Origin of the sequence: Bradyrhizobium sp. BWA-3-5, from assembly GCF_032917985.1 — a bacterium.
Taxonomy (GTDB): domain Bacteria; phylum Pseudomonadota; class Alphaproteobacteria; order Rhizobiales; family Xanthobacteraceae; genus Bradyrhizobium.
On sequence record NZ_CP136626.1, the window covers coordinates 3,985,961 to 3,998,535 of the forward strand.

Below are 12,575 nucleotides of genomic sequence, written 5' to 3' on the forward strand. Positions count from 1 at the left end.
CGGGATCGGTGCCGCAATCCGGCCGGAACGGCGGCGCATCCAAAACCTGTGTTGTTTGCGATACTTCTACCTGTTAGAACGCGCGGATTCAGGACATTGCCGATGGCAGCAGAGACTTCCGTTCCCCGCAAATCCCGCGCCGCGGGCCTCGTCCCATGGCGCGGCATGATGGCGGCCGCGATGGCAATTGCGGTCGGGTGGGGCGGGATCGTCTATGCCGCCAACAACAGCGTTCAGGGCGCACCGAAGAAGGATGACGCCGCCTTCGACGGCGACGCGCCGACCGCGATCCTGATGGAAGCCACCAGTGGCAGCGTGCTGTTCGAGAAGAACGCCGACGAACTACGCGCGCCGTCCAGCATGATGAAGCTGATGACGGCCGAGGTGGTCTTCAACGCCATCAAGGAAGGCAAGGTCAAGCTGACGGATGAGTACCGGATCAGCGAGAACGCCTGGCGCAAGGGCGGCGCGCCGGCGGGCGGCTCCACAATGTTTGCCATCCTGAACAGCAAGGTCTCGGTCGACGACCTCTTGAAGGGCGCGATCATCCAGAGCGGCAATGATTCCTGCATCGCGCTTGCCGAAGGCATGGCCGGCAACGAGCGGATCTTTGCCGCCGATTTCATGACCAAGCGCGCCCGCGAGCTCGGCCTGACCAAGTCGACCTTCGGCAACTCCAACGGCTTGCCCGACCCCGCCAACAAGATGACGGTACGGGAGCTGGGGAAGCTCGCCCGCCACCTGATCCTGACCTATCCCGACATGTACAAACTGTTCGGGGAGCGGGAGTTCACCTGGAACAAGATCCGGCAGCAGAACCGCAACCCGCTCCTGAACACGCTGAGCGGCGCCGACGGGCTCAAGACCGGCTACACCAAGGAGGGCGGTTACGGCATGGTCGGCTCCGCGGTGCAGAACGACACGCGGCTGATCGTCGTGATCAACGGGCTCGAGGATCCCGACGATCGCGCTTCTGAGGCCAAGAAGATGCTGGAATGGGGGTTTCGCAATTTCGAGACGCGCACGCTGTTCGCGGCCGACCAGCCGGTCGGCTATGCAAAAGTGTTCGGAGGAGAAAGCCGCTCCGTGAAACTTGCGAGCCCCGTGCCGGTCAAGGTGATGGTGCCGAAGAACGGCAGCGAGAAGCTGATCGCGCGGATCGTCTATAACGGCCCGGTGCGGGCGCCGGTGCAAGCCGGCCAGCCGGTCGGCGTCGTCAGGGTGTGGCGCGGTACCCATATCGCCGGCGATACGCCGGTCTATGCAGCTGAATCGATCGGCACCGGCTCTACCATGCGCCGCGCGATCGACGGGGCCAGCGAGCTCGTCATCGGCATGTTCCGGGCCAGCGCAGAGAAGCTCTGAGCATGAACCAGGCAACGCTGCAGCGGCCTTCCGGACGCGGAAAGTTCATTACCTTTGAGGGCGGCGAGGGCTCCGGCAAGTCCACGCAGATCAAGAAGCTTGCCGAGCGTCTTGCGGCGGCCAGGCTGCGCGCCATCGTCACCCGCGAGCCGGGCGGCTCGCCGGGCGCTGAAATCATGCGCCATCTCGTGCTGTCTGGAATGGGCAAGCTGCTTGGCCCGGAGGCCGAGACCCTGCTGTTTGCCGCCGCCCGCGACGATCACGTTCGCACGGTGATCCAGCCGGCGCTCAACCAGGGAACGTGGGTGCTGTGCGATCGCTTTTACGACTCGACCCGTGCCTATCAGGGCCGTCTCGGGCAAGTCTCGCCGGGCGTGCTCAACGCCATGCAGCGGGTCACCATCGGCGATCTCAAACCGGATCTGACCATCATTCTCGACATCCCCGTCGAAGTCGGCCTGCAGCGCGCAGCGGCCCGCCGCGGCAGCAGCGCGCCTGACCGTTTCGAGGCGGAGGATCTGCAATTTCATCAGGATTTGCGCGACGCCTACCGGCAGATCGCTGCTGAAGATCCGCAGCGTTGCGTGCTGATCGACGCCAACGCCGATACGGATACGGTCGCCGCGCGCGTCTGGACCGCGCTGCGTGATCACGTGCTCGCGACGACCCGGGCGGGGACCGTATGAGCGCAAGCAAGACCGAGCAGGAGATAGCGGTCAGGCATCCCCGCGAAACGACCGATCTGTTCGGCCATCGCGAGGCGGAGACGGCACTCCTGAGCGCCTATCGCAGTGGGCGCATTCCGCATGCCTGGCTGATCGGCGGGCCGCAGGGCATCGGCAAAGCCACGCTGGCCTATCGCATGGCGCGTTTCGTGCTCGCCAATCCCAGGCCTGACGCGCCTGTCGTGCAGGGCGCCGAGACGCTTGCGACCGATCCCGACGATCCGGTCATGCGCCAGATCACCGCGGGTGCGCATGGCGGGCTATTGGTCCTGGAGCGCGGCCTCAACGATCGTGGCGTGATGCGGACGGTGATCACCGTCGACGAGACGCGTGAGACGATTTCGTTCTTCGGCTCGACCGCGGCGGTGGACGGCTGGCGCGTCTGCATCGTCGACACGGTCGACGAGCTCAATCCGAACGCCGCCAATGCATTGCTCAAGATCCTCGAGGAGCCGCCGCAGCGATCGCTGTTCCTGCTCGTCAGCCATTCGCCGGCGCGGGCTCTGCCGACCATCCTGTCGCGCTGCCGCAAGCTGCTGCTGCGGCCGCTTGCGACCGACGACGTCATTCTCGCGGCGGCGCGGGCTGCCGACATCGCGTCCGGGCATGCCGCACTCGCAGAGGCCGCCGATGCCTCCGAGGGAAGCGTGTCTCGCGCGCTGACGCTGCTCGGCGGCGACGCGCTGAAACTGCAGCAACGGACTGCGGCGCTGCTGGCGACGCTGCCGCAGGTCGATCCGCGCGAGCTGCATGCGCTCGGCGAAGCACTCGGCACCAGCGACCGGGTCGCGCTGGCTGCCTTCATCGACGGCATCGATCGCTGGATCGGCGAAAAGCTGCGCGATGGCGACGCCAATGCGAATCTGCCCCGCCTTGCACGGCTGGCGGAGGTGTGGGAAAAGATCGTCCGCGCCGCGCGCGACACCGAATCCTACAATCTGGAGCGAAAACCGCTGGTTTTCTCGGTGTTCGGAATGCTCGCGGAAGCAACGCGGTAACGCATCATCCGACAACAATCCCGACAGTTTTTGAAATAAAGGAATTCGTGGTGGCGAAGGCTGGAAAAAAAGCTTCGAAAAAGCGCAAGGCGAAAAAGGTTCGCAAGTCGCCGCCTGCGCGCGCCGCCAACAAGACCGCGGCGAGAAAGCCGGCTGTCAAGGCCACCAAGAGCAAGCGCGTCGCGAAGAAGGGCAGCAAGGTGTCGAATAAGGCTGCTCGCAAGGTCGCAAAAAAAGCGCCGAAGAAGGCAGCGAAGAAAGTCGCCAAGAAAGCGGCCAAGACGTCAGTCAGCAAGGCATCCAATAAGGCCCCCGTGGAAAAGCCTGCCAAGAAAGCGAAGAAGCGCGCTTTGGCGCCCGAAGTGAAGCCCGACGGGCAGGCGGCGCCCGCCGCTGCGCCGACGGTTGCGACCGAGCGCAACACCTATTTCATCACCACCGCGATCGCCTATCCGAACGGCCTCCCGCATATCGGCCACGCCTATGAGGCGATCGCGACGGATGCGCTGGCGCGGTTTCAGCGGCTCAACGGCAAAGACGTGTTTTTTCTCACCGGCACCGACGAGCACGGTCTGAAGATGGTGCAGACCGCCGAGAACGAGGGACTGGGTGTCGCTGAACTCGCCGAGCGCAATGCGGGCCGCTTCAGGGAGATGGACCAGCGCCTTAACGTATCGTTCGATCGCTTCATCCGCACCACCGAGCCTGATCATCATCGCTCGGTGCAGGCGGTCTGGGATCGGATGCAGCAGAACGGCGACATCTATATCGATGCCTATTCCGGCTGGTATTCGGTGCGCGACGAGGCCTATTACGCCGAGGAAGAAACGGTCCTCGGCGAGGACGATGTGCGGCGCGGTCCGCAAGGCACGCCGGTCGAGTGGGTCGAGGAGAAGAGCTACTTCTTCAAGCTGTCGGCCTATCAGGATCGCCTGCTCAAGCTTTACGAGAGCCAGCCGGATTTCATCGGGCCCGATTCTCGGCGCAACGAGGTCATCAGCTTCGTCAAAGGCGGATTGAAAGACCTGTCGATCTCGCGCACGACGTTCGATTGGGGCGTGAAGGTGCCCAACGATCCCGAGCACGTGATGTATGTCTGGGTCGATGCGCTGACCAACTACATCACGGGCGTCGGCTTCCCCGACGAGAACGATCCGAACTGGCGCTACTGGCCAGCCGATGTGCACATCATCGGCAAGGACATCATCCGCTTCCACGCCGTGTACTGGCCGGCGTTCCTGATGTCGGCGGGCATCCCCGTGCAGAAGCGGGTCTATGCGCACGGCTTCCTGTTCAACAGGGGCGAGAAGATGTCGAAGTCGGTCGGCAACGTCGTCGATCCCTTCAACCTAGCCGATCAGTATGGCGTCGACCAGATGCGCTATTTCTTCCTGCGCGAGGTGCCGTTCGGGCAGGACGGCAACTACAACCACGAAGCCATCGTCGCGCGGATCAATGCCGATCTCGCCAACGATCTCGGCAACCTGGCGCAGCGTTCGCTGTCGATGATCGCCAAGCAACTCGGTGGCGTGCTGCCGGAGCCCGGCGTGTTCACTGGCAATGACAAGGAGATCCTGGCGGAGGCGGATGCCATGCTGGGGGCGTCGCGGACTGCGATGGCCACTCAGCAGATCCACCAATGGCTCAACACAGTGTGGGGCGTCGTCGCGGAAGCCAATCGCTATTTCGCCGGCGAGGCGCCGTGGGCATTGGCCAAGACCGATCCCGCAAGGCAGAAAACCGTGCTGTATGTCACGGCCGAAGTCGTGCGCCAGGTCGCGATCCTGACCCAGCCGGTGATGCCGGATGCGTCAGCCAAGCTGCTCGACAGCCTTGGCATTCCACAGGACGAACGGGACTTTGCGGCGATCGGCAGGCGGATCAAGGCCGGCACGACGCTGCCGGCGCCGGTTGGCGTATTTCCGCGCTACGTTGAACCAAAGGCGGATTAAGCCGTTTGCCAGCCATGCTCGTCGACAGCCATTGCCATCTCGACTTTCCGGATTTTGCCGAGGATCTCGACGCGCTGGTCGCGCGCGCCGAGACCGCCGGCATCGGCCGGATCGTCACCATCTCGACCCGGGTGAGGCGGCTCGACGGTCTGCTCGCGATCGCCGAGCGGTTTCCCAATGTCTACTGTTCGGTCGGCACCCATCCGCATCATGCCGACGAGGAAGACGGCATCTCGGCCGGCGAGCTGATCGAGCTCGCGAAGCATCCGAAGGTCGTCGCGCTCGGCGAGGCCGGGCTGGACTACTTCTACCAGCACGGCTCGCGCGAGGCGCAGGAGCGCGGCTTTCGCGCGCATGTCGCGGCGGCGCGCGAAACGGGTCTGCCGCTGGTGATCCACACCCGCGAAGCCGACGAGGATTGCGGCAGCATTCTCGAGGACGAAGTTGCCAAAGGACCTTTCCGGGCGGTGCTGCATTGCTACACCGGCGGGCGTGACCTTGCGATGAAGGCGATCGATCTCGGCCTGTCGATCTCGTTTACGGGCATTTTGACATTCAAGAAGTCGGAAGCCTTGCGCGCGCTCGCCGCCGAACTGCCGGCCGACCGCATCATGGTCGAGACCGATGCGCCGTATCTGGCGCCCGGCAAGTTTCGCGGCAAGCGCAACGAGCCATCCTACGTGGTCGAAGTCGCAAAAGTGCTGGCGGAAACGCGCGGTGTGTCATTGGAAGAGATATCGCGGCAGACAACCGAGAACTTCTTCCGGCTGTTCTCGAAAGTCCCTGCGCCGAAGGCCGCCCCATGACGGTGACGCTGACGATCCTCGGCTGCGGCTCCTCCGCCGGCGTGCCACGCCCGGCGCTCGGCTGGGGCGCCTGCGATCCCAACAATCCCAAAAACCGCCGCCGCCGCTGCTCGCTGCTGGTCGAGCGCACGGGCGCGCACGGCACCACGCGGATCGTGATCGACACCTCGCCGGACCTGCGCGAGCAGTTGATCGACGCAGAAGTCGACCATATCGACGCGGTGTACCTGACGCACGAGCATGCCGACCAGACCCACGGCATCGACGACCTCCGCTCGGTCGTGCTGCACCAGCGCCGGCGCATTCCCGTCTACTTCAACCAATCGACCGCCAAAGACATCATGGCGCGCTTCTCCTATTGCTTCGTCTCGCCGGAAGGCAGCGACTATCCGCCGATCCTGACGCGCCATTCCATCGAAGCCGGCGAGAGCCATACCACCGAAGGGAAGGGCGGTCCGGTTAAGCTGTCCGCCTTCCTGGTTCACCACGGCAAAATTCCGGCGCTGGGATTCCGCGTGGGCAACGCCGCCTATACGCCCGATCTCCACGATATCCCCGAGGAGAGCTGGCCGGCGCTAGAAAATCTCGACCTCTGGATCGTCGACGGGCTGCGTTATGCCGGCCATCCCAGCCATTTCAGCGTCAATGATGCCCTGTCATGGATCGAGCGCTTCAAGCCGAAGCGCGCCGTCATCACCAACATGCATTCCGATCTCGATTACGAGGTGCTGCGGCAGAGCCTGCCGGTAGGCGTCATCCCCGCTTATGACGGGATGCGGCTAGAGCTTAGCTAGAGCCGCAGCGAGTGAAATCGCACGGCTGGATGCGTCATCCTCGCCAACTCACATTGTAGACTAAATGACACCGCGGCAGGGCCTTTCGCGGGACCTCATACCAGCCTAAGAGGGAGCCAAGCTGGGCGTGAGAACCACGGGAAGAGCAGAGGCGGTCGCGCATCGCATAGGCGCTCGCAGGCCGCGGAGGAACGTCGATGATTGGCCTGTTCTTTGAAGTCCAGACAAAGCCCGGGCGTCGCGATCAATATCTCGATCTTGCGGCCTCGCTGAAGCCAGACCTCGAGGCGATGGGCGGCTGCCTGTTCATCGACCGCTTCAGAAGTCTCTCGCGCGAGAACGTGCTTTTGTCCCACCAGATCTGGCAGGACGAGGGAGCGCTGACGGCCTGGCGGGCGCATGCACGGCATCATGATGTCCAGACCATCGGCCGCGCGCGCGTCTTTTCGGACTACCGCATCCGCGTCGCCCAGGTCATCCACGAGCAAAAGCCGGGACAACCGGTCTGGCGTCCCGAGCGGCGCACGCCCTACAACGATCCGGCAAGGCGCAAGCCGACCTACATTCTCATCGCTGAATCGAAGCACGCCACGCTACCGGTCGAGACCAGATGGCGCCGCGATACTTTCGCGAGCGTCTATCGCGAGGAGCATTTTGCGCATCTGGTCGACCTGCCGGACGATCGCGCCGGCGTCGAATTCGGGCCACGCCTGTTTGCCGATCCGACAGTCCAGTATTTTCGCGTTTTCGAAGTGATGCGCGACTACGGAATGCACGAGCGAACCGAAGCGCCGCAGTATTATCCTCCGGTCGGAAGCGAGCAGACCTAGCTGTCGCAGGGGCAAAGCCTGCCAGGTGTCATTGCGAGCCAACAGGTCGCGCGAATGCGCGCCCGATGACAGGCTCCGCGAAGCAATCCATCGGGCGACCGGCGCAAGACGAGATGGATTGCTTCGTCGCTAGCGCTCCTCGCAATGACGACGGTAGGCGAACTAAGCCGATATCGCCTTGGCCGACTCCACTTGGTTGCGCAGCATGAATTTCTGGATCTTGCCGGTGGAGGTCTTCGGGATCGGGCCGAACACGACGGCCTTCGGCGCCTTGAAGCCGGACATGTGGCTGCGGCAGAAGGCGATGATCTCGGCCTCCGTCGCCTTGGCGCCTTCCTTCAATTCGACGAAGGCGCAGGGCACTTCGCCCCATTTGGAATCGGGTTTTGCGACCACGGCGGCAAACAGCACAGCCGGATGCTTGTAGAGGATGTCCTCGACCTCGACGGAAGAGATGTTCTCGCCGCCTGAGATGATGATGTCCTTGGAGCGGTCCTTGATGATGACGTAGCCGTGCTCGTCCAGCACGCCGAGATCGCCGGTGTGAAACCAGCCACCGGCGAAGGCTTCCTGCGTCGCCTTCTCGTTCTTCAGATAGCCCTTCATCACGATATTGCCGCGGAACATCACCTCGCCGATGGTTTCGCCATCGCGCGGCACCTCCTGCATGGTCGCGGGGTCGAGCACGGTGACGGCTTCTTCCAGCGGGTAGGGCACGCCTTGCCGTCGCTTCATCCGGGCGCGCTGATCGGCGGGCAGTTCGTCCCAGCCCGGCTGCTCGGCGCAGACCGAGGCGGGGCCGTAGACTTCGGTCAACCCATAGACATGCGTCAGCTTGATGCCGATGCTTTCGGCGCCTTCGAGCACGGCGACCGGCGGCGCGGCGCCGGCGATCAATCCGACCACTCGGCGGGCCTTATCGCCCTTGGGAGCGCCGGGCGCGTTGATCAGCGTGTTGTAGACGATCGGCGCGCCGCACATATGGGTGACGCCGTGCTTGGGGATCAGCTCAAAGATCTTGGCCGGATCGACCTTGCGCAGGCAGACATTGATGCCGGCCGATGCAGCGACGGTCCACGGAAAGCACCAGCCATTGCAGTGGAACATCGGCAGGGTCCAAAGATAGACCGGATGCTGGCCGAGATTGCCGGCCAGGATATTGCTGACGGCATTGAGATAGGCGCCGCGGTGATGGGTGACAACGCCCTTCGGGTTGCCCGTGGTGCCCGAAGTGTAGCTCAGCGCAATCGCGTCCCATTCGTCGCCGGGAAGCCGGGCGACGAAGGCCGGATCGCCCGCGGCAACCGCCGCCTCGTATTCGATTTCGCCGATCCGCTTGCCGCCAGCAAACGCCGCATCGTCGACGTCGACAACGAGCGGTTTGGGCCCCTTCATCAGTGTCAGCGCTTCGGCGATCACGCCGGCAAATTCAGGATCGACCAGGATGATCTTGGCGCCCCCATGATCGAGTTGGAAGGCAATCGACGGTGCATCGAGCCGGATGTTCAGCGCGTTCAGGACGGCGCCGGCCATCGGCACGGCAAAGTGCACTTCGTTCATGGCCGGAATATTGGGCAGCATGGCCGCGACCGTATCGCCGGTCCCGATGCCGCGACCTGCGAGCCATGACGCAAAACGCCGGCAGCGTTCATAGGTCTCCGCCCAAGTAAAGCTGCGGCCTTCATAGACGGTGCTGACGTGATCGGGGTAGACGGCGGCGCTGCGGGCGAGAAAGCTCAGCGGCGTTAGCGGCACATAGTTCGCCGGCGTCTTGTCCAATCCGATGGAATACTGGTTCTGGGCTGCGCTCATCGGCTGTGTCCCATTCAAAATTTCGACTCTACAAGAACCCGATGGAAATCCACGGGAAGATCGCCACAATAATCAGGCCGACCATCAGCGCCAGCAGGTAGCCCCAAATCGGCCGGATGCCCTCGGCCGGGTCGACGCGTCCGATGGCACAGGCGGCATAATAGCCCACTCCGAAGGGCGGTGCGAATAGCCCGATACCCATCGCGAGAATAACGATCATCGCGTAATGGACCTCATGGACGCCGACCGCGCGGGCGATCGGAAACAATAGCGGCCCGAACAGCACGATCGCCGGTATGCCCTCGAGCACGCTGCCGAGGATCACGAAGGCCACGATCGAAACGGCGATAAAGGTCGCCGAGCCACCGGGCAAGCCCGTCATGGCGGCCGCCAGCGTCCGCGAAAAGCCTGATTGCGTCAGGCCCCAGGCCATGCCGGTGGCGCAGCCGATGATCAGCAGGATCGCGCCGGACAGGCACGCGGTCTCGACCAGCATTGGCATGATCCGCCGCCAGTCGAAATTGCGGTAGATCAACAAGCCGTAGATCAGGTAGCCGACGATGAAGGCGTAGACGACACCAATGGTCGAGACCTCGGTCGCGGTCGCGATGCCTTCGACCACCGCATAGCGGATCACGAACGGCAGCGCGATGGCGGGAAGGGCGATCGCAAACGCCCAGGCGATCTCGGTCGCGCTCGCCCGCGTGACGTGCCTGAGGTCCTCGTTCCGGTAGCGCCACCATACCAAGGCCGACAGTGTGATCGCCAGCACCAGGCCCGGCAACAGGCCGCCGGTGAACAGCGCGGCAATCGACACGCCGGTAACCGAACCGATCGTGATGAGCACCAGGCTCGGCGGAATGGTTTCGGTCTGCGCGCCGGTAGCCGAGAGCAGGGCGACCAGATCGCCCGGCTTGGCGCCCCTTGCCTTCATTTCCGGAAACAGCACCGGCGCGACGGCGGCCATATCGGCAGCCTTGGAGCCTGAGATGCCCGAGACCAGATACATCGCGCCAACCAGCACGTAATGCAAACCTCCGCGCACATGCCCCAACAGGCTTGCCAGGAACGCCACCATAGCACGCGCCATGCCGGTCATCTCGATCAGCAGACCGAGGAAGACGAAGAGGGGCACGGACAGCAGGATGAGATGGCTCATTCCCTCGTCCATGCGGCCGACCAGCACCATCAACGGCGTGCCCGTCGTCAACGCCAGATAGCCGTAGGTCGCGAGCCCGAAGCCGAACGCGATCGGCACGCCGGCGAACACGCAGAAGCCGGCGACGCCGACAAAGAAGATAATCAGATTGAGGTTGCCGAGCGGCTTCAGCGTGCCCCTGAGCAGCCAGAATAATCCGATGATGAGCGCGACCGAAAGAATTGCGCCGACCATGGTGCGGACATTGACTGAACGGGCCAGCCGCAGGAAGGCAAACAGCGCCATCAGGGCGATGCCGAGCGGCAGCGCGGCGGCGCGCCAGATATTCGAGATCTGCAGCGCCGGCGTCGTGATGTAGCTTTCCTCGTAGGCGTATTCGTAAGCCGGCCACGCGATCAGGATCAGGAACGCCAGCGCGGCTGCCGTGGCCACCAGATCGAGATAAGCGCGCATCGCAGGCCTGGCATTGGCGACGATGGCCGTCATCCGCATGTGCTCGGCGCGGCGGAATGCGACCGCGGCGCCCAGCATGGCGAGCCACAGGAACAGGATCGACGCGAGTTCGTCCGACCAGATCAGCGGCTGATGTAGCGCGTAGCGCGCCACGACGCCGGCAAACAGAATGACGATCTCGGCGACGACGAGCAGCGCGGCCGGTATCTCGACCAGCATACCGAGCGCCTGTTCGATCGATGCCAACAGATGGCGGCGGCGAGGGGACCCCACCCCGCCGCCAAGTCCCTCACTCAGTTCGGCATGAGCCATGATGGCTGCCCGCACTCTTCCTTTGACGCGTTTGATGCGTTGTCTTCACGCGAACCGAATCCGCTTCGCGTTTGAAAACGCTATGCAATTACGACAGCTTGCCGACGGACTTTTCGAGCAGCTCCCAGGCCTGGTCGCCGTATTTACCTTTCCATTCGGCGTAGAAGCCGGCGGAACGCAGCTTGTCGCGGAATGGCGTGACGTTGGGTTGGTTGAAGGTCAGGCCCTTGCCGGCGAGCTCCTGCTGCAGCCCGGCGTTCAGCTTGGCGACGTCTTCGCGCTCCTTGATCGCCGCCGCGTTGATATTCTTGGCGACGATAGTCCTGACGTCCTCAGGCAGTTTTTCCCAGGCGCGGCGGTTCGCCAGGAACCAGAATCCGTCCCACATGTGGTTGGTCAGCGAGCAGAACTTCTGCACTTCGTACAGTTTGGCGGTCGAGATGATCGCGAGCGGATTTTCCTGTCCTTCGACGATCTTGGTCTGCAGCGCGGAATAGACTTCGCTGAAATTGATCGAGGCGGGGGCTGCATCGAACGCCTTGAACATCGAGGTCCAGAGCGGCGAGACCGGCACGCGGATCTTGAAGCCCTTGAGGTCCTCGGGGCCGTTGATCGGCTTGGTCGACGACGTGGTCTGTCTGAAACCATTGTCCCAGATCTTCTCCATAACCACGAGATTTGCCTTGGTGATTTCGCCCCGGATATGGGCACCCAGACCCCCGTCCATGGCCTTCCAGACCGTGTCGTAGTCCGGGAACGCAAAGCCGATGCCGCTGATGGACGCCGCCGGCACCAGCGTCGCCAGGATGAGGCCTGAGAGCGTGAAAAACTCGACGCCGCCGGACCTGATCTGGCTCAGCATGTCCGTATCGGAACCAAGCTGGTTGTTCGGAAATATCTGCAGGTCGAACCGACCGTTGGTCTCGGCCTTGATGGCCGCAGCCATTTCCTTGGCGCGGGCGTTCATCGGGTGGCCGTCAGGCAGGTTATTGGCGTACTTGTAGGTAAATTCGGCAGTCTGGGCCCGCGCCACCAATGGCGCGCCAATGCCGCCCAAAACCGCTGACGCAGCGGAAGCCTTGAGAAGCGTGCGTCGTGAAAAACTCATTCCAGATCCTCCCTTGAGGGTTCTTGTTCTTGAGACGACCCAATGCGAGTCGTCAGCGATGTCGCGCTTATTGCAGCGTCCGCAGGCGACGGCAACACAGGCTTTGGCGGATCAGGATTGCTGGGCCTCGCATGACCGCCTGGAGAGCTGCAAAGCTGCCTTGGTGCGCAAGAAGATCCAGCTAAATATCTGATTTAATTGTACATATAAATATTCCATAATATACCTTATGCGAATAACGAATATTTCCCAATCGCGCGC

At 63.2% G+C, this 12,575-nt stretch carries 11 protein-coding genes; 7 read left to right on the forward strand and 4 right to left on the reverse strand.

From position 1 onward, the window contains the following. Positions 1-102 precede the first annotated feature (102 nt). Genes RX331_RS19245 through RX331_RS19255 form a run of 3 tightly spaced genes read left to right on the forward strand, consistent with a single transcriptional unit; the run spans position 103 to position 3,088 of the window. Entirely contained in the window at positions 103-1,365 is a 1,263-nt protein-coding gene (locus RX331_RS19245; protein ID WP_317251504.1) for a D-alanyl-D-alanine carboxypeptidase family protein, read from the forward strand. Between the two features lie 2 nt (positions 1,366-1,367). Beyond that, the gene (gene tmk / locus RX331_RS19250; RefSeq protein ID WP_317251505.1) at positions 1,368-2,051 is read left to right on the forward strand and encodes a dTMP kinase; all 684 of its coding nucleotides are present in this window, start codon (positions 1,368-1,370) and stop codon (positions 2,049-2,051) included. Next, positions 2,048-3,088, forward strand: a complete 1,041-nt coding sequence (locus RX331_RS19255) for a DNA polymerase III subunit delta' (protein WP_317251506.1) — start codon at positions 2,048-2,050, stop codon at positions 3,086-3,088. The genes tmk and RX331_RS19255 overlap by 4 nt, the downstream gene beginning before the upstream one ends. 4 nt (positions 3,089-3,092) lie before the next feature. Here RX331_RS19255 and RX331_RS19260 read toward each other — a convergent pair whose 3' ends face one another. Continuing rightward, positions 3,093-3,392 (reverse strand): hypothetical protein, encoded by a 300-nt coding sequence (locus RX331_RS19260; RefSeq protein ID WP_317258372.1) that lies wholly within the window; start codon positions 3,390-3,392, stop codon positions 3,093-3,095. Between the two features lie 10 nt (positions 3,393-3,402). On the opposite strand from RX331_RS19260, the gene metG reads away from it, so the two are divergent. From metG to RX331_RS19280, 4 genes are all read left to right on the forward strand, one after another. After that, positions 3,403-5,040, forward strand: a complete 1,638-nt coding sequence (metG, locus tag RX331_RS19265; protein WP_410707867.1) for a methionine--tRNA ligase — start codon at positions 3,403-3,405, stop codon at positions 5,038-5,040. Positions 5,041-5,054: 14 nt separating this feature from the next. After that, complete coding sequence (locus tag RX331_RS19270) at positions 5,055-5,846, forward strand: TatD family hydrolase (protein WP_317258182.1); 792 nt, start codon at positions 5,055-5,057, stop codon at positions 5,844-5,846. Further along, complete coding sequence (locus RX331_RS19275; RefSeq protein ID WP_317251507.1) at positions 5,843-6,640, forward strand: MBL fold metallo-hydrolase; 798 nt, start codon at positions 5,843-5,845, stop codon at positions 6,638-6,640. Before RX331_RS19270 ends, RX331_RS19275 begins: the two co-directional genes overlap by 4 nt. A 197-nt stretch (positions 6,641-6,837) precedes the next feature. Continuing rightward, positions 6,838-7,470 carry an antibiotic biosynthesis monooxygenase family protein gene (locus RX331_RS19280; protein ID WP_317251508.1) on the forward strand — a complete coding sequence of 211 codons (633 nt, stop codon included), beginning with the start codon at positions 6,838-6,840 and terminating at the stop codon, positions 7,468-7,470. Positions 7,471-7,632: 162 nt separating this feature from the next. On the opposite strand, the gene RX331_RS19285 is transcribed toward RX331_RS19280, so the two are convergent. From RX331_RS19285 to RX331_RS19295, 3 genes are all read right to left on the reverse strand, one after another. Beyond that, the gene (locus RX331_RS19285; protein ID WP_317251509.1) at positions 7,633-9,282 is read right to left on the reverse strand and encodes an acyl-CoA synthetase; all 1,650 of its coding nucleotides are present in this window, start codon (positions 9,280-9,282) and stop codon (positions 7,633-7,635) included. A gap of 28 nt (positions 9,283-9,310) precedes the next feature. Then, on the reverse strand, positions 9,311-11,206 hold the full coding sequence (locus RX331_RS19290; protein ID WP_317251510.1) for a TRAP transporter large permease subunit: 1,896 nt from the start codon (positions 11,204-11,206) through the stop codon (positions 9,311-9,313). 88 nt (positions 11,207-11,294) lie between these two features. Next, the gene (locus tag RX331_RS19295) at positions 11,295-12,314 is read right to left on the reverse strand and encodes a TRAP transporter substrate-binding protein (protein WP_317251511.1); all 1,020 of its coding nucleotides are present in this window, start codon (positions 12,312-12,314) and stop codon (positions 11,295-11,297) included. Positions 12,315-12,575: the final 261 nt, after the last annotated feature.

What these genes read in the sequence shown, in the direction of transcription:
- RX331_RS19245 (WP_317251504.1), top strand. Translation starts at nt 103, where the DNA reads ATGGCAGCAGAGACTTCCGTTCCCCGCAAATCCCGCGCCGCGGGCCTC.
- tmk (WP_317251505.1), top strand. Translation starts at nt 1,368, where the DNA reads ATGAACCAGGCAACGCTGCAGCGGCCTTCCGGACGCGGAAAGTTCATT.
- RX331_RS19255 (WP_317251506.1), top strand. Translation starts at nt 2,048, where the DNA reads ATGAGCGCAAGCAAGACCGAGCAGGAGATAGCGGTCAGGCATCCCCGC.
- RX331_RS19270 (WP_317258182.1), top strand. Translation starts at nt 5,055, where the DNA reads ATGCTCGTCGACAGCCATTGCCATCTCGACTTTCCGGATTTTGCCGAG.
- RX331_RS19275 (WP_317251507.1), top strand. Translation starts at nt 5,843, where the DNA reads ATGACGGTGACGCTGACGATCCTCGGCTGCGGCTCCTCCGCCGGCGTG.
- RX331_RS19280 (WP_317251508.1), top strand. Translation starts at nt 6,838, where the DNA reads ATGATTGGCCTGTTCTTTGAAGTCCAGACAAAGCCCGGGCGTCGCGAT.
- RX331_RS19285 (WP_317251509.1), bottom strand. Translation starts at nt 9,282, where the DNA reads ATGAGCGCAGCCCAGAACCAGTATTCCATCGGATTGGACAAGACGCCG.
- RX331_RS19290 (WP_317251510.1), bottom strand. Translation starts at nt 11,206, where the DNA reads ATGGCTCATGCCGAACTGAGTGAGGGACTTGGCGGCGGGGTGGGGTCC.
- RX331_RS19295 (WP_317251511.1), bottom strand. Translation starts at nt 12,314, where the DNA reads ATGAGTTTTTCACGACGCACGCTTCTCAAGGCTTCCGCTGCGTCAGCG.